General features: G+C 54.5%; 14 protein-coding genes and 1 tRNA gene. 5 read left to right on the forward strand and 10 right to left on the reverse strand.

Going from position 1 to position 17,028, the window contains the following annotated elements; genetic code table 11:
• Nucleotides 1-34: 34 nt before the first annotated feature.
• Nucleotides 35-1,549 (forward strand): arabinosylfuranosidase ArfA, encoded by a 1,515-nt coding sequence (locus C1N58_RS04370; RefSeq protein WP_110268205.1) that lies wholly within the window; start codon nt 35-37, stop codon nt 1,547-1,549.
• 84 nt (nt 1,550-1,633) lie between these two features.
• Here the strand turns inward: C1N58_RS04370 and C1N58_RS04375 are convergent.
• From C1N58_RS04375 to C1N58_RS04385, 3 genes are all read right to left on the reverse strand, one after another.
• Nucleotides 1,634-1,710 (reverse strand) — tRNA-Pro (locus C1N58_RS04375).
• Nucleotides 1,711-1,783: 73 nt separating this feature from the next.
• Nucleotides 1,784-3,538: an LPS biosynthesis-modulating metalloenzyme YejM gene (gene yejM / locus C1N58_RS04380; protein WP_394564629.1), complete on the reverse strand. Its 1,755-nt coding sequence runs from the start codon at nt 3,536-3,538 to the stop codon at nt 1,784-1,786.
• A gap of 22 nt (nt 3,539-3,560) precedes the next feature.
• On the reverse strand, nt 3,561-3,785 hold the full coding sequence (locus tag C1N58_RS04385) for a YejL family protein (protein ID WP_006119976.1): 225 nt from the start codon (nt 3,783-3,785) through the stop codon (nt 3,561-3,563).
• Nucleotides 3,786-3,944: 159 nt separating this feature from the next.
• Between C1N58_RS04385 and yejK the strand changes: the two genes are divergently transcribed.
• Entirely contained in the window at nt 3,945-4,949 is a 1,005-nt protein-coding gene (yejK, locus tag C1N58_RS04390; RefSeq protein ID WP_033740589.1) for a nucleoid-associated protein YejK, read from the forward strand.
• A gap of 92 nt (nt 4,950-5,041) precedes the next feature.
• Here yejK and rplY read toward each other — a convergent pair whose 3' ends face one another.
• Together rplY and C1N58_RS04400 are read right to left on the reverse strand one after the other, a co-directional pair.
• The gene (gene rplY, locus C1N58_RS04395; RefSeq protein WP_006119974.1) at nt 5,042-5,326 is read right to left on the reverse strand and encodes a 50S ribosomal protein L25; all 285 of its coding nucleotides are present in this window, start codon (nt 5,324-5,326) and stop codon (nt 5,042-5,044) included.
• 131 nt (nt 5,327-5,457) lie between these two features.
• Nucleotides 5,458-7,212, reverse strand: coding sequence for a DEAD/DEAH box helicase (locus C1N58_RS04400; RefSeq protein ID WP_205950537.1), 1,755 nt, complete (start codon nt 7,210-7,212; stop codon nt 5,458-5,460).
• A 155-nt stretch (nt 7,213-7,367) separates the two neighbouring features.
• Between C1N58_RS04400 and rsuA the strand changes: the two genes are divergently transcribed.
• From rsuA to C1N58_RS04415, 3 genes are all read left to right on the forward strand, one after another.
• The gene (gene rsuA, locus C1N58_RS04405; protein WP_033740587.1) at nt 7,368-8,087 is read left to right on the forward strand and encodes a 16S rRNA pseudouridine(516) synthase RsuA; all 720 of its coding nucleotides are present in this window, start codon (nt 7,368-7,370) and stop codon (nt 8,085-8,087) included.
• 11 nt (nt 8,088-8,098) lie between these two features.
• A complete protein-coding gene (locus tag C1N58_RS04410) occupies nt 8,099-9,295 on the forward strand; it encodes a Bcr/CflA family multidrug efflux MFS transporter (RefSeq protein WP_006119971.1) in 1,197 nt (398 codons plus the stop codon).
• A 253-nt stretch (nt 9,296-9,548) separates the two neighbouring features.
• On the forward strand, nt 9,549-9,869 hold the full coding sequence (locus C1N58_RS04415; RefSeq protein ID WP_054633572.1) for a YejG family protein: 321 nt from the start codon (nt 9,549-9,551) through the stop codon (nt 9,867-9,869).
• Here the strand turns inward: C1N58_RS04415 and yejF are convergent.
• The 5 genes from yejF to C1N58_RS04440 are packed head-to-tail and all read right to left on the reverse strand — an operon-like array spanning nt 9,856 to nt 17,014.
• The gene (gene yejF, locus C1N58_RS04420) at nt 9,856-11,460 is read right to left on the reverse strand and encodes a microcin C ABC transporter ATP-binding protein YejF (RefSeq protein ID WP_054633437.1); all 1,605 of its coding nucleotides are present in this window, start codon (nt 11,458-11,460) and stop codon (nt 9,856-9,858) included. The two genes, C1N58_RS04415 and yejF, sit on opposite strands and share 14 nt — an antisense overlap.
• Nucleotides 11,461-12,483 (reverse strand): ABC transporter permease, encoded by a 1,023-nt coding sequence (locus tag C1N58_RS04425; protein ID WP_039338172.1) that lies wholly within the window; start codon nt 12,481-12,483, stop codon nt 11,461-11,463.
• The gene (locus C1N58_RS04430; protein WP_033740582.1) at nt 12,483-13,577 is read right to left on the reverse strand and encodes a microcin C ABC transporter permease YejB; all 1,095 of its coding nucleotides are present in this window, start codon (nt 13,575-13,577) and stop codon (nt 12,483-12,485) included. Before C1N58_RS04430 ends, C1N58_RS04425 begins: the two co-directional genes overlap by 1 nt.
• 9 nt (nt 13,578-13,586) lie before the next feature.
• Nucleotides 13,587-15,395 (reverse strand): extracellular solute-binding protein, encoded by a 1,809-nt coding sequence (locus C1N58_RS04435; protein ID WP_394564630.1) that lies wholly within the window; start codon nt 15,393-15,395, stop codon nt 13,587-13,589.
• Nucleotides 15,396-15,436: 41 nt separating this feature from the next.
• On the reverse strand, nt 15,437-17,014 hold the full coding sequence (locus C1N58_RS04440; RefSeq protein WP_394564631.1) for a cyclic di-GMP phosphodiesterase: 1,578 nt from the start codon (nt 17,012-17,014) through the stop codon (nt 15,437-15,439).
• Between the last annotated feature and the right edge of the window lie 14 nt (nt 17,015-17,028).

Genomic DNA, 17,028 nt, shown 5'->3' on the forward strand with positions numbered 1-17,028 from the left:
CGCGTTGGCCACAGAGAAGACAGAAGGGGAGAAAATGATTAAGTACTTTTTTCAAAAACAAAACTACATCGGCCAGGTCAATGACGCGCTGTACGGTTCTTTTGTGGAACATCTTGGACGTGCGGTCTACAGCGGTATTTATGAACCCGGTCATGTCACGGCGGATCGGCACGGTTTTCGTCAGGATGTGGGGGCCCTGGTGCAGGATCTGGGGATTAACACCGTACGCTATCCTGGCGGCAACTTTGTCTCTGGTTACAACTGGCGAGACGGTATTGGGCCGCAAGCTGAGCGTCCGGTGCGGCTGGATTACGCATGGCTTACCAAAGAGAGCAATCAGTTTGGCATTGATGAGTTCGCGACCTGGTGTGAAAGCTATGGGCTGACGCCCATGATTGCCGTAAATCTTGGCACCGGCACGCCGCAGGAGGCCGGTTACTTTATTGAGTACTGTAATGTGGCATCGGGGACCGCGCTGAGCGACTTGCGTATCCAGCATGGTCGGGCAGCGCCGTACAATTTTAAACTCTGGTGCCTGGGTAACGAGATGGACGGTGACTGGCAAACCGGGCAACTGAGTGCAGAAGATTACGTGAAAAAAGCCCGAGAAACGGCAAAAATCATGCGCTGGGTCGATCAGGATATCAGGCTGGTCGCCTGTGGCAGTTCAAACTCGTTACAGGCCAGTTATCCGGAATGGGATCGCATCGTTCTGGAAGGGCTTTATCATCAGATCGATTACCTTTCCTGCCACCACTATTTTGAAAACAGCACCGGCAATCCGCAGGACTTCCTGGCGTCTTTCCAGCGAATGGATGATTTTATTCATACCATCACGGCCACAGCCGACTATGTGAAAGCCAAACTGCGTAGCGATAAAAAAATGATGCTGTCGTTTGATGAATGGAATATCTGGTCCATTGAAGGCGAGCCCTGGCAGGATTACTTTACCGATCCCGCTAATCGCTATCAGGAAGCACCGCCGTTACTTGAACAGTCTTACACCTTCCTTGACGCGCTGACGTTTGGCGGGCTGATGTGCTCGTTACTCAATCACTGTGACCGCGTAAAAATGGCTTCTCTGGCCCAGTTAGTTAATGTGATTGCCCCCATCTTTACCCGTCCGGGAGGGGAGGCCATTCGCCAGACAATCTACTGGCCTTTCCAGATGGTGAGCCATTGCGGGCGAGGGCATGCCTTACGCTATTTTGCCAATGTTCCCACCCTGAATACGGTGCACGGCGAAACCCGGCAGATACAGAGCGCGGCGGTGTACAACGAAGAGAAACAGCAAATTGCCTTCTTCGCGCTCAATATGCACGCGCATGAGGCAGCGGATGTGGCCTTTATGCTCGATGACTTTGGTGAAGGGACGATAGCCGAACACAGCATACTGGCAGGTCATGCGCTGGACGCAAAAAACACTTTTGCTCAGCCCGACAACGTGGTGCCAACGTCACGCACGCTCACTGAGGCTGAACGTCGTCAGATGCAGGTGACGTTGCCGCCGCTGAGCTGGAACCGGGTGCTGATTGATCTGCGGGGTTGAATACAGGTCGGGCCGGCCAGGTTGGCGGGCCCGGAGACAGACATAAAAAAACCAACCGTAAAGGTTGGTTTTTTCGGGATAATTTGGTCGGCACGAGAGGATTTGAACCTCCGACCCCTGACACCCCATGACAGTGCGCTACCAGGCTGCGCTACGTGCCGAACTTTGGAGAGCTAGTCTACTGATTATCAGCACGAATGCAAGCGTTCCAACGCCTAACTGCCTTATTATTAATCAGTTAGCGATAAAACGCTTCTCTTCTGTGAGCACCTGCAACAACAGCGCCAGCTCGGGTTTATGATCCTTCAACGTATTGCCGTCTGCGTCGTAAGCGCGATAGCTACCGTTATTGTTGAGCACCAGCGTGACTTTCGGCGTGGTGATGACCAGCTTATTGTCTTCGCTACTGGTCACCCAGTCATGACGGCGCTGTGCCGCAAACAGATCTTCACCCTGCGCATAATTCACCGGATTCGTTCGCACATGCAGCAAGCGCTGCATCAGCGTCACCATCACGTCCTGATGATCAGAAAGGCGCGTCACCGTCTGTGCGGGCGTGTCCGGCCAGTGAATCACCAGCGGCACCTGCAGGTTTTGGCGATTTCCCTCGTTATCCGGATCGCCCTCCAGCGCAATACCGTGCTGTGCAGTAATCACGACCACAGTGTTTTTCAGCAAATCACGCTGCTGTAGCGTGGTGAGGATCGCCTGAATCTGTTCATTTAGTGCCGGTGCCTGGCGCAGATAGCTGCGCTGGCGGGTTTTGTCATTGTTGCCGCTGATATCCGGTCCGTTCAGGGCCAGCCAGGAGAACCATGGCGTGCCGTCAACTTTTTGCGTGCTCAGCCAGTTTTGCCATTGCGATACGGTGCTGGCATTGGGCTGATCGCCGCTGGCAGGCAGCGAGTAATCTGACAACAGCGCCTGACGGTACAACGGCTGGTTGAAGCCGTCAGAAGAGAACAAACCAAACTGATAGCCCTGCGTGCTCAGCGCCGTCAGCAGGGCAGAAGGCGTACGTTGCGCCAGCACGCCGTTCATATAGCTGGGTGAAATACCGTAGAACAGGCCAAACAGCCCTCTTTCAGCGTTATCGCCTGCGCTGAAGTGCTGCGTGAAACGCACGTTCTGACGGGCAAATGCGCCTAGCGCGGGCAGCGCCGTGTCGGTGTTGGCGCTGTTCAGGCCATCCACCGTGATCACTAACAGGTTATCGCGCGTACCTTTATCTGCAAAGGTGATATCGCTCAGCGGATACTGCACGGCCGCCGCTTCGGGATCGCCTTGCTGTACCAGGCGGTGTTGATATTCCTGCGCATCCAGTAAGCCGTGGCGCTCCAGGAAACGTCGCGCGGTCATCGGATAGGAGAGCGGCAGATTGGCGCGTTGCATAGTAATAGGGCGGTAGAAGTTGGCGTCCGCCCAGATATACATCAGGTGGCTGGCAAAGAAGGCGCAGATAAACAGGGCCGCCAGCGGTTTGCCAAAAGAGCGGCGGTTCAGGCTACGTAGCTTCTGCCAGCTCCAGGTGGCAAACAAAATCTCCACCAGAAAAATCAGCGGCACGCCGATAAACATCAACTGCCAGTCGCGCGCCATTTCACTTTGATCAGGATTGATCACCAGTTCCCATACCACCGGATTAAGGTGAAGATGGAAACGGTTAAATACCGCGCTGTCGACCATCAGCAGTGTCAGCCCTGCCGTGGCCACCACCGACGACAGGACCCGCATCAGACGTTGCGACATAACGACGAACGTTAGCGGAAAAATAATCAGTAAATAGGCGGCAAAGACAATAAAGCTGAAGTGGCCAATCCAACTGCTGTACGCATAGATACGTCCCGCCAGGGAGGCAGGCCAGTCGGCAACCAACAAATAGCGGCTACCCAAAATGAGCGCGAAAAAGATATTAAACAGAGCAAACCAGTGTCCCCAGCTAATCATCTGGGAGACTTTTTCGCGGTAGCGCTGTCGGTTGGTTACCATAGTTTTACGTCAGACCGGCAAATTAATGAGTACTGTCGTCTACCGACGCCTGTAGCGCATCAGCAAAAGAACGAGCCAGAGCGCGGCGTTGCGCAGGCGCAACATCGCTGTTAATCAGGTTGGTTACCATGTTCCCCAGAACCATCAGGGAGAGATCGGTGGGAGCCTGGTCTTTTTGCAAAACCTGCGCCATTTCCGCGAGGAGTTGTTCAACGCGTTGGTCGCTGTAACGGGATGATTGTGGCATAGCGAAAACTTATCTCGTCTCAAAAGGCGATATAGTACCGGAACAACGCACTTTTTTCCGCAAATTTATCGAAAGCATCCGGTCTGCGTTATGCAGAGAGTTGAAAGCTGCTGCTGGCGGTGTTTGAATACGCGCCTGTGCTACCAGGAGGAGTTTACCATGAGTCTGGATATCGACCAGATTGCCTTGCATCAGTTAATTAAACGTGATGAAAATCAGCTAGAGCTGGTGTTGCGTGATTCGTTACTGCCGGCCACCAGCACGGTCGAAGCAATGGCGGAAGAGTTGCACCGTGTTTACAGTGCGAAGAGTAAAGCTTACGGGCTGTTTAATGCGGAAAGCGAACTGGCCGAGGCGCTGCGTAACTGCCGCAAAGGACATGATGATTTCCTCGCCTTTAGCCGGGCGGCGACCGGACGCCTGCGTGATGAACTGGCAAAATATCCCTTTGCAGAAGGCGGCGTGGTGCTGTTTATTCAGTATCGTTACCTGGCGGTAGAGTATTTACTGGTGGCGGTATTGAACAGCCAGTCCAGTATGCGCGTCAACGAACAAATGGATATCAGTAGCACGCACTATCTGGATATCAATCATGCGGATATCGTGGCACGTATCGATCTCACCGAATGGGAAACCAATCCGGAATCCACCCGTTACCTGACTTTTTTGCGCGGCCGGGTCGGGCGCAAAGTGGCCGATTTCTTTATGGATTTCCTGGGCGCGGAAGTCGGCCTGGATACCAAAGCACAAAACCGTGGCCTGTTACAGGCGGTAGATGATTACTGTGACGAGTCGAATCTGGATAAAAATGAGCGGCAAAATTATCGCCAGCAGGTTTACAGCTACTGTAATGAGCAACTTCAGGCAGGCGAAGAGATTGCGCTGAAGGCGCTGTCTGGCGAACTGCCACCGCTGGGGGATAAAACGTTTGAAGCGTTTACCCAGGAGCAGGGCTATGAACTGGAAGAACATTTCCCGGCCGACCGCAGCACCTTACGTCAGTTAACCAAATTTGCCGGGAGCGGCGGGGGGCTGACGCTAAATTTTGATGCCATGCTGCTTGGCGAGCGCATTTTCTGGGACCCGGTGACGGATACCCTGACCATCAAGGGCACGCCGCCCAACCTGCGCGAACAGCTACAGCGCCGTACCAGCAGTAAATAATGGCGAGCCGGACACGGCGTTCCGGCTGACCGCAGACAAAATAAAAGGGCCGGTTTCGCCACCGGCCCTTCTACTTTCAACTCACCCGGCGATTAAGCGCGAACGAAGTCGATGTGGTGCAGTTTTGGCTTGAACGGGTGACGCTGAACAGCCTGCACTTTAACTTTGGTTTCTTTACCATCAACAACCAGCGTCAGAACTTCTTCGTAGAAGCCTGGCTTCGCTTGCAGGTTCATTACCTGGTCGTGGTCAAGGTCGATAGAAACAGCCGCTTCTGAACCACCATAGATGATGGCCGGGAAACGGTTTGCTGCGCGCAGGCGGCGGCTCGCACCCTTACCCTGCTCTTTACGTTCTACTGCATTGATAGTGAACATTAATACGTCTCTTTATAATTTCTGCTACAGGCGACCCAGTAACAGAAGGGTTATTCAACACCGCTGATGCACATGCAAAAGCGGGCGGCATTATAGCCGTAATCCCCCACCGGGGCAAACGCTAATACGACCTAGCGGAGTTCATTGGCCCGGCGGAAACGGCCCTGATAGTCAAACAGCTTCTCGCGAATCTGCCAGAAGCGGCCTTTGGCGCGCGCCACAACAAAATCGGGATGACGCAGCAGCGGCTGTAAGGCCAGCACATCGGCGGCGGTTTGCCAGCCCAGCGGCACGCCGGGTGCGCGCTGGTGCGGGCGCATAAAGAGCTGTTCGAAGGCCTTGCGCTGTGCAGGGGTTTGCAGGCGAAAGCGCTCGCTGACGCTGGTGCCGTCTTCATCAAAGTAGGTGGCGTTGAGCCATTCGCCTTTTTCATCGCGGCCCTGTTCCAGGGTCATGCCACCGCAGCGCAGAACCCGGGCATCTTTCAGTTTCAGGGCGGCTTTGAGCATATCGTCAGGATCGACCAGAATCTTGTCGCATTCGCGGCAGCGACGCGCAGCAATGTCGTTCTCTGCGTTGCACTCCGGGCAGTTTTTAAAGCGGAAACGGTAGTCGCACTGTTCACGCTCGCCCTCGTCGTCCTCTAAAACGCCCTGGCATCGCCGGCCGAAGTGCTCAATCACCATGCCATCGCTTGTGGCTTTGCCCCAGAAGGTGTTGGCGAAACCGCAGGCAGGGCAAAACACCTGCACGGGCTGATTGTCGCTTTTCCCTTTTGGCGTCCCCACTTCGGGCGTAAACAAATCGTGGGGATTACCGGCATAGTCCAGAATCAGGCAGTCCTTCTTGCCGGGAGACAAGCGCAGACCACGCCCCACAATCTGTTGATACAGGCTGACCGATTCCGTGGGACGCAGGATGGCAATCAGGTCCACATGCGGCGCATCGAAGCCGGTCGTTAACACGGCGACGTTCACCAGAAATTTAAGCTGCTGGGCTTTAAAGGCGGCGATCAGGGCGTCGCGGTCTTTGGCATGGGTTTCCGCCGAGACCAGCGCGCTGTTTTCCGGCAGCAGGCTCAGAATTTCCCGTGCGTGTTCGACCGTGGAAGCAAAAATCATCACGCCCTGGCGATCGTCGGCAAATTCCACAACCTGACGAATGATCTGTGGGGTAATACGCTGCTGCTGTTTAAGTTCCCGGTTCAGATCGGCTTCGCTAAACAGGCCATTCGCCTGCGCGGTCAGGCGGCTGAAATCATACTGCACGACCGGCATATCCAGCCGTTCAGGGGGCACCAGAAACTGGTGCTTAATCATATAGCGCAGGGGCAGTTCATAGATGCAGTCGCGGAACAGGGCTTTTTCGTCGCCACGCACCATTCCGTGATAATGAAAACGGTAGATCCAGCCCTTGCCCAGACGGAACGGTGTGGCCGTTAAGCCCAGTAAACGCAGGTTGGGATTGTGCTGACGCAGATGCGTAAAAATCTGTTGATACTGGCTCTCTTTGTCGTCACCAATGCGGTGACACTCATCCACGATCACCAGCGAAAAGGCGCTGTCAAACAGGCTGAGGTTTCGCGCAACGGACTGCACGCTGCCAAACACGACTTTTCGCTGACTCTCTTTACGCTGTAAGCCTGCCGCAAAGATATCAGCCTCCAGGCCGTAAGCCTGATACTTGCTGTGATTTTGCGCCACCAGCTCTTTGACATGCGCCAGCACCAGCACCCGGCCGCGGGCCAGGCGTGCCAGTTCCGCGATCACCAGGCTTTTTCCGGCCCCGGTGGGCAGCACTATCACGGCAGGTTCATGATGACGCCGGAAGTGGGCGACGGTGGCATCTACCGCTTCCTGTTGATAGGGACGTAAAGTAAAAGACATGCTGCTCACTTTTGGAAAACCTGCTGCAATTATGCCACGAATCGTCTATAAACGCGCTGTCAGAGAGACGCCGTTCAGGCTATACTTCCCAGACTTTTTCAACGGTTAATAACGCCGTTTTAGTTTCCCTCCGCAGTAACAGGCAAAACACATTCATGCGACTCGACAAATTCATTTCTCAGCAACTGGAAATCAGCCGTGCTATCGCCGGACGCGAAATCCGTGGTCAACGTGTCACCGTTAATGGTGAGGTGGTGCGCGATACCGCGTTCAAACTCCAGCCCGATCACGAGGTCGAGTATGACGGCAACGTGCTTCAGATGCAGACCGGGCCGCGCTATTTCATGCTGAATAAACCGCAGGGCTATGTCTGCTCCACGGACGATCCCGATCATCCTACCATCGTCTATTTCATCGAAGAACCGATGGCATTCAAACTGCACGCCGCAGGCCGGTTGGATATTGATACGACCGGATTAGTGCTGCTGACGGACGACGGACAGTGGTCGCACCGTATCACTTCACCGCGTCACCATTGTGAGAAAACCTACCGTGTGACGCTTGAAGCGCCGGTAAGCGACGATACCGCTGCGCAGTTCAGCGCAGGTGTACAACTGCATAACGAAAAGAGCCTGACCAAACCCGCACAGCTTGAGATCATCACACCGACGGAAGTCCTGCTGACGATCAGCGAAGGGCGCTATCACCAGGTCAAACGCATGTTCGCCGCCGTGGGGAATCGGGTGGTGGAGTTACACCGTGAGCGCATTGGCGCCATCGTCCTGGACGAGGACCTGGAACCGGGAGAATACCGCCCGTTAACAGAAGAAGAGATAGCCAGCATTGGCTTGCCTGACGAACTGAAACAGAAATAGCGAGAAAGCCGGTGCGCAAGGAAAAAAATTCGCCAATGGGGTTGGTGATCATTCTCGGCCTGTTAGCGATGTTGATGCCATTGTCGATAGATATGTATCTGCCTGCCATGCCACAAATTGCGCGTCAGTTTGCGGTATCCGCAGGCAGCGTACAGATGACGCTCAATCTTTATATTCTGGGGTTCGCCATTGGGCAGTTGATCTACGGTCCGCTGGCCGACAGCTATGGTCGCAAACCGGTGATAACGCTGGGCACCCTGATATTTGCCTGTGCGGCGGCAGCCTGCGCGCTTTCTCAGTCAATAGAACAGCTTATCGCGATGCGTTTTTTGCACGGCCTGTCCGCTGCGGCTGCCAGTGTCGTGATAAATGCCCTGATGCGCGACAGCTACTCGAAAGAGGAGTTTTCGCGCATGATGTCCTTCGTGATGTTAATCACCACCATTGCGCCGCTGCTGGCCCCCATTATCGGTGGCTGGCTGCTGTTGCTCTGGAGCTGGCACGCCATTTTCTGGACACTCTCGATAGCCGCGCTGATTACCACCGTTCTGGTCGCGACCCAGATTCGGGAGACGCTGAAGCCTGCGCAGCGCCAGCGTTTTCATCTGCGCACGACGCTAGGGAATTTTGTGGCTTTATTTCGCCATAAACGGGCGTTCAGCTATATGCTGTCGAGCGGGTTCTCCTTTGCGGGACTGTTTACCTTTCTCAATGCGGGCCCGTTTGTTTACATCGAGCTCAATCATATTTCGCCGCAAAGCTTTGGCTATTATTTTGGCCTGAATATCGTGTTTTTGTTCATCATGACCCTGATTAACAGCCGCGCGGTGCGCCGTTTTGGCCCTGTCACCCTGTTCCGTTTTGGGTTACTGGTGCAGTTTGCGATGGGCATCTGGTTGCTGGTGGTCAGCGCGTTTGATCTGGGGTTCTTGCCGCTGGTCTTCGGTATCGCCATGTTTATCGGCTGTGTGTCCATGGTGTCATCAAATGCCATGGCGGTAATTCTGGATGAATTTCCGCACATGGCCGGTACGGCGTCTTCACTGGCGGGCACGCTACGTTTCGGCGTAGGCGCACTGGCCGGTGCGCTGCTCTCCCTGTTCAGCTTTAACAGTGCCTGGCCTATGGTGGGCACCATTGCGCTCTGTGCAACGCTCTCCGTTGCGCTCTTTCTCTACGCGTCACGTCCGCATTCTGCCGCCCGCTAAGCAGGCGGCAGCCTTCGCTGTCGCCTGTCCTGACCTGCAAAGACAATAATGTTTCTTATTTGTGAAAAAAAATAGCAAATAAAGTAATCACATTGGGTCTAAAATGATTGTTAGTTATCATTAAACGCGGTACATATAGCCCAAAATGAGATTCAACTCGCAATTTGGCTGATAACGCGCATGACAGGTTCGGCGCGCGATGCTGATACCGTTGGTGGTGAATTGGCTGCATTCTCTGGAGATACTGATCACTATGTTGCAACTTTCGGTGGTGCATCGTTTACCCCAGCGGTTTCGCTGGTTGAGCGATCGTCATAGCGTGATTGAGACTGACGATACGGATTCAGAAGAGCACGATGTTATCGCGCTTCGTCTGATAAGCCATGATGGCGTGCCCGCCTGGGAGATTTTGCATGAACTGAAAGACATGCTGGCCGCCATTCAGGTCGATGGCAAAATTGCCGAGTGCGAAGGGCAACCCTGTCTTTTTATCCGCCGTTGTGATGAAAGCGCCACTAACTGCTGTCTGAAAAACCAGGGCGTTGCGATTGCGGAGACCTTTATTGGTCGCTGAGCGCCACTGACCTGAGCAGCTCGCGAGTATAGGCTTGCTGTGGGGCGGCGAATAACGTTTCACAGTCACCTTGTTCCACCACCTCTCCCTGTCGCAGGACGATCAGCTGATGGCAGAGCGAGCGAACTACTTCCAGATCGTGGCTGATAAACACATAGCTGAGCTGACGTTGCTGTTGCAGCCCACGCAGCAGATCCAGAATCTGTTTTTGGACCGAGCGATCCAGCGATGATGTGGGTTCATCCAGCAACAGCAGTTCAGGCTCCAGAATCAGTGCGCGTGCAATAGCGATTCGCTGCCGCTGTCCGCCCGAAAACTCTGCCGGATAACGATGGCGGCTCTCCGTGTCCAGCCCGACTTCTGCCATCACCGCGATAACCCGCTCTTCCTGCTGTGCCGCACTCAACTGCGGAAAATGCACCGCCAGCCCTTCGGCGATAATTTGCAGGACGGTCATGCGTGGATTAAGCGCAGAGTCAGGATCCTGAAACACTACCTGAATACGGCGGCGAAGCGGCAACAGCTGTTTACGTGACAGTTGATGCAGCGGCTGATGATCAAACCAGACTTCGCCCTGAGCGGCTATCAGTCGCAGCAGGGCCAGCCCGGTGGTGCTTTTCCCCGAACCGGATTCGCCCACCAGCCCCAGGCTTTCCCCGCGTTTCAGGCGAAAACTGATCGAGTTGACGGCAATCTTTTCGCCCGTTTTACGCTTAAACAGCCCCTGATGCAGAGGGAAAGTGACGCGCAAATGCGCCACGTTCAGCATCACAGGAGATTCGGCCGCGAGCGGCACGGCGCGGCCTTCCGGATTGGCCGCAAGGAGTTGCTGAGTGTAAGCGTGCTGCGGCTGACGAAGCAGAACCGCGCTGCGGTTGTGCTCCACCACCTGACCGGCGCGCATGACGCTCACGTTATCCGCCAGCTGACGAACGATGTTCAGGTTATGCGTAATAAACAGCATCCCCATATTCAGTTCCTGTTGCAGTTCACGCAGCAGGGTAAGGATTTGCGCCTGTACCGTGACATCCAGTGCGGTCGTCGGTTCATCGGCAATCAACAGCTTCGGTTGTGTGAGCAGCGCCATGGCGATCATGACGCGCTGGCGTTCACCGCCGGAGAGCTGGTGCGGAAAATCATTGAGTCGCGAGGCGGGCTGGCGAATACCGACGCGATCCAGACAGCGAATAATCTCTGCCCGTGCCGCTTCCCGCCGCAGCCCGCGATGCAAAGACAGAACTTCGTACAGCTGTTTTTCGATGCTGTGCAGCGGATTGAGAGAAACCATGGGTTCCTGAAAAATCATCGCCATTTGATTGCCACGCAGTCCGCGAAGGCGCTGCTCTGATGCCGTTAACAGGTTCTCACCGGTGAACAGAATCTCTCCCTGCGGATAGACGACGGCGGCCTCATGCAGGAGCCGCATGACTGACAGGGCCGTGACGCTTTTCCCTGAGCCGGATTCGCCTACCAGCGCCAGCGTTTCTCCCGCCTCAACGCACAGTGAAACATCCTTCACGACCTGATGCAGCTGTTTGCCCTGACGAAAGGCGATGGAAAGGTGATTAACGGCAAGCAGTGGCGCGTCCATTCAGACTCCTTTACTGGGATCGAAGGCGTCGCGTACGGCTTCACCAATGAAAATCAGCAGCGACAGCAGTATCGCCAGCGTAAAAAAGCCAGATAAACCCAGCCACGGTGCCTGCAAATTATTTTTTCCCTGCAGCAGCAGTTCACCCAGCGAAGGCGAACCGATGGGCAAGCCAAAACCTAGAAAATCGAGGGACGTCAGCGTGGTAATCGAACCGCACAGAATAAAAGGCAGAAAGGTCAGCGTAGCGACCATCGCATTCGGCAGCATATGCCGCAGCATGATGCGTGCGTCGTTGACGCCCAGCGCCTGCGCCGCGCGAATATAGTCAAAGTTGCGGGTACGCAAAAATTCGGCTCGGACCACGCTGACCAGGCTCATCCAGCCAAACAGCACGGTCACCAACAGCAGCCACCAGAAGCTGGGCTGAACCACGCTGGACAGCAGAATCAGTAAAAACAGCGAAGGCATACCGGACCAGACTTCTGTAAGTCGTTGTCCTATCAGATCTGTTCTGCCGCCAAAGTAGCCCTGTATTGCGCCAATGACGATACCGATGACGCTGGAAAACAGCGTAAGCAGCAGACCGAACAGAAGCGAAATACGCAGACCGTACAGCAACCGCGCCAGCACGTCGCCACCGTTGGCGTCAGTACCCAGCCAGTTTTGTCGCGAGGGAGGTGAAGGGAAAGGCACCTGTGACGCAAAATTGAGGGTATTGGCTCCAAAGCGAATGGGTGCCCAGAGCGCCCAACCCGCTTTTTCCAGCCGCTGTTGCAGCCAGGGATCCTGATAATCGGCTGCCGTCGCAAAGTCGCCGCCGAAGTCAGTTTCGCTGTAGTTAAAAAACAGAGGCGCGTACCAGCGGTGCTGATAGTGCACCAGCAGCGGCTTGTCGTTGGCAACCAGCTCGGCACACAGGGAAAGAACGAAGATAAACAGGAAAATCCACAGCGACCAGTAGCCGCGTCGATGATGCCGGAAGCGCTGCCAGCGTTGCTGGTTTAAACGCGAAATCTGCATTATCGCCTCTCAAAATCGATACGAGGATCAACCAGCGTGTAGGTCAAATCACTCAGGATATTCATCAGCAACCCAATCAGGGTGAAAATATACAGGGTACCAAACATCACCGGATAATCCCGCTGGACGGTGGCATCAAATCCCAGCAGACCTAAACCATTCAGCGAGAACATCACCTCAATCAGGACCGAGCTGGTAAAAAACATACTGATAAAGGTGGCGGGGAAGCTGGCTATCACCAGCAGCATCGCATTGCGGAACACGTGGTGGTACAGGATACGGCGCTCGGAAACTCCCTTAGCCCGGGCGGTGACGACGTAATGTTTGCGAATCTCATCAAGAAACGCATTTTTGGTCAGCATGGTTAAAGTAGCAAAACCGCCAATGACCGTAGCCAGCACCGGAAGCGCAATATGCCAGAGATAATCCCCCACCTTGCCGTACCAGGGCAGGGTGGCAAACTGCGGCGAGGTCAGCCCGCGCAGGGGAAACCAGTCGAAATAGCTGCCGCCGGCAAACAGGACTATCAGCATAATACCGAACAGAAAAGCAGGCACCGAGTAGCCAATGATGATGAACGTGCTGCTCCAGATATCAAACGGGCTACCATTCCGCACGGCCTTTTTTATCCCTAACGGAATCGACACCAGATAGATAATCAGTGTGCTCCACAGGCCGAGGCTGATGGATACCGGTAAACTCTCTTTAATCAGTTGCAACACAGACGCACTGCGAAACAGGCTGTCACCAAAGTCAAAGCGCAGGTAGTTCCACAGCATCGAAAGATAGCGCTGCCCGATGGGTTTGTCGAAACCATAACGCTTTTCAATTTCGGCGATCACTTCCGGGTCCAGACCACGTGCGCCGCGATACTGATTATCGCCAGGCGTTGAGCGATTCAGGCTGGCCCGCGTTCCGCTGCTGTCAGCGCCGCCTGCGCCGGGCATGCCGCTGGTCTGGCCAAACTGAATGTTTGCCAGCGCCTGATCAACCGGGCCGCCGGGCGCGATCTGCACAATGAAAAAGTTGAGTGTGATAATGGCCCACAAGGTCGGAATGATCAGTAACAGTCTGCGAAAAAAGTACATTGCCACAGGATGTCCTCAGCGTCGGTTAGCGGGCAGGCGGCCGGCTTTACTGACGTCATACCACCAGTTATCCAGTCCCGTACTGTAATCAGGTTTCCTCGCAGGATGGGAAAATTTATTCCAAAAGGCAAGGCGCTGGTCGGCGCTGTACCACATCGGGATCATGTACGCATTCCACAGCAAAATGCGGTCCAGCGCCTGCCCCAGTGGCAGCAAGGCGTCGGCGTCACCCTGATGGTCGACAATCGCTTTAACGAAGTGATCAACGACGGGATCCTGAACCCTGGCGTGGTTCCACGAGGACTGAATATAGTCCGACTGCCAGCTAGCCTGCAGGTTACGTGAGGGCGTTGGCATCGCGAGATACACCGTGCTGACCATATCATAGTCGCCGCTGCGCAGGCGACGCAGATACTGAGAGCTGTCAATCTGACGCAGCGTTAAGGTGATCCCCAGGCGGGAAAGGTTATGCTGGTAGGGAAGGGCCCATTCGCTGTTGGTGCCACCGGGCAACAGCAGCTCTGCCGTAAAGGGTTTTCCGTTCTTATCGTTCACCAGGCGTTGGTTTTTAACATGCCAGCCAGCCTGGTTCAGCAGGGACATGGCTTTAAGCAGGTTCGTGCGATCGTAACCGCTGCCATGGGTTGTCGGGGGTGCCCAGGCGTCGGTAAAGATGTCCGGCGGTAACTGCGCACGGAAAGGGGTGAGTAGCCGTTGCTGTGCGGCATCAGGTTGGCCCTTTGCAGCATATTTTGTATTCTGGAAATAGCTGCTGGTACGTTTAAAAGCATGATAGAACAGCGTTTTATTCATCCATTCAAAATCAAAGGCCAGCGCCATCGCCTGGCGTACCCGTCGATCCTGAAACAGGGGTTTTTGATTATTGAGCGCCAGCCAGCGCGTATCAATTGACGCGGTATTGGGCATAGATTCTTTCACAATCTGCTGATCGTCAAAGTGACGGCCACGGTACTGCGTTGCCCATTTTTTCGCGGACGTCTCTTCTCGCAGGTCGAAAGCGCCGGCCTTAAACGCCTCAAACGCCACGTTGTCATCCAGGTAATAGTCGTAACGCATGACGTCAAAATTAAAGCGACCGCGGTTGACCGGCAAATCAGCTGCCCAGTAGTCCTTCACGCGACTGTACTCAATAAACTGGCCCAGCTTCCAGCGGCTGATGCGGTAAGGTCCGCTCGACAGAGGAGGCTGACTGAGCGGTTCGTTAAACTTTTTATTCTGCCAGAAGGTATGCGATATCACCGGCAGCGATAGTAAGCTCAGCATCAAATCTTTGTCGGGTGCCGGTAACGTAATACGCACCGTCAGACGATTAACCGCCTCCATCGTCACGCCGCGATAATAGAGACGAAACTGGGGCACGCCTTCGGTCATGAATGTGTGAAACGTAAACGCGACATCCTCAGCGGTAATGGCAGAGCCATCGTGAAATCGCGCACGCGGGTTAAGGGTGATCTCCATCCAGCGAAAATCAGCGGGATGACGGGCGGATTCGGCAATCAGCGGATAGTAACTGCCGGGTTCATCATCCGACGTGGTAAATAAGCTGTCATACAGTGTGCCGGTGCCCGCCGCCGGATTGCCGCGCGATGCGTAGCGGTTGAAATTGTCGTAGGTGCCGGGCACAGCCTGAACAATTTTGCCGCCCTTCGGCGCGTCAGGGTTCACATAGTCGTAATGATGAAAGTCCACGGCATACTTCGGCGTGCCCAACTGAGCAAACGTGTAACTGACCTGCACCGGGCTGGCGTGCAGCGGGCTGGTCAACCAGCAGCACAGCAGCAAAACAACATAGCGGAACGGCATAAAGAGGGCGGTCTCCTGAACGTTTTGACACCGCAGCGGTGTTACAGGCTGATGGACTGGCTGGTCTGGCGCAGAAAGAACGCCTTGACCTGTTCGGGCGGTAGCGGGCGGCTAAACAGATAGCCCTGCAAATGTGTCACGCCACGGTTGATCAGCCAGCTTGCCTGCTCATCCGTCTCAACGCCTTCCGCCACGCTCATCAGATTCAGTTTCTTTGACAGCTGTAAGACTGTATCCAGTACGGGCGAGGTAATTGTTTCGGTGCCAATACTTTGAACAAACCCACGGTCAATCTTCAGATAATCAAACGCATACTTTTCAAGATAGATTAATGCACTGTGCCCGGTACCGAAATCATCTACCGCAATTTTAATTCCGCGCTGATGAAGCCAGTTAAACAGTGCGGCCGCGTTACTGTTTTCCACCACAGCACGTTCAGTAATCTCAAAAACGTACTGAAAGTGATCGTGCGGCATGCTGTCTTGCCAGTACAGCACATCATCGCGAAAGCTGCAGGCACCCAGATGCAGCGGCGAAATATTCAGACTGATGCAGGTTCCTTTCGGCAGCGTGTGGCGCAGTAGATGTGCATCACGTGCAACCAGCTCAAAAAGGTGCCGGGTCAGGGGAATGATTTGGTTTTGCGCTTCGGCATAACTGATAAAAATGTCGGGTGAGATTGCTTCGCCTGATGGGTGCGTCCAGCGAAGTAGCGCCTCAATGCCGTAAGATTGCCTGTCTGCTGCTGTGATGATGGGCTGATATTCAACATGAAACTCGCCACGTCGAATGCCCATCGTGATTTCTTTACCGGGACGGCGCACCCGGGACAGTAGCACCCAGCTCATCCCGCTGACAATTAACGCAAACAACAGGCTAATCAGCATGATCGTTTGGTAGTCGCTCGCCGATAAGGTTGAACCATAAAGTGCAAACTGAAACGGCAATCCGTCCATTGGCGTCTGCATAAGGGGTGAGGGGATCAGGTGATTTCGCACCAGCGTGGGCTGCCAGCTTGTCAGGGCAGTATTATGCGCAAGTAACGCGATACCGGTAATTTCGGGGTGAGATGACGCTTTGAGTTGATAAGGTGACAGGCTGACATTCAGCGTGACAAACAGGCCTGACTGCTGGGTACCGGGTTGTTTGATCCAGATCGCCAGCGCCGGTTTTGTTGGCTGCATTGGCGTTCCGGGCAGTAAACGAATATCCCGTTCACGTGTAGGATCGGTGCGCGGTGAGAGCGCGCTGAGCGGCTGAAAGAAACTGCCCGTCGCCGAGGAGCAAAAGGCATTACCGTCTTTAACCAGGATAATGGCGCGTATGTCACCCGCAAAGGCTGCACGCGCGGTTAATTCGTGATTAACGATGTAGCATTCAGACTTAACTAAGGGAAGCAGCGGAATGAGGGTATCTGAAATAAGGGCGTTCACGCTGTGCTGAAAATCGGTGCTGCTGTCGATGAGCAACTGCTTGTGTTGTTGCTTGCGATGGTGCTGGGTCTGAATAAGCAAAAAAGACGTTAACAACAAGAAAAACAAACTACCAACAATCGCGCTCTTCCACGCGATGCGACGAGGATAAGTTGCCTGGCGTATCAGCGCCCGCGACAATGGCATGAAGTGCTTCCCCT

The sequence above is a fragment of the Pantoea sp. SGAir0180 genome (genome assembly GCF_043546245.1).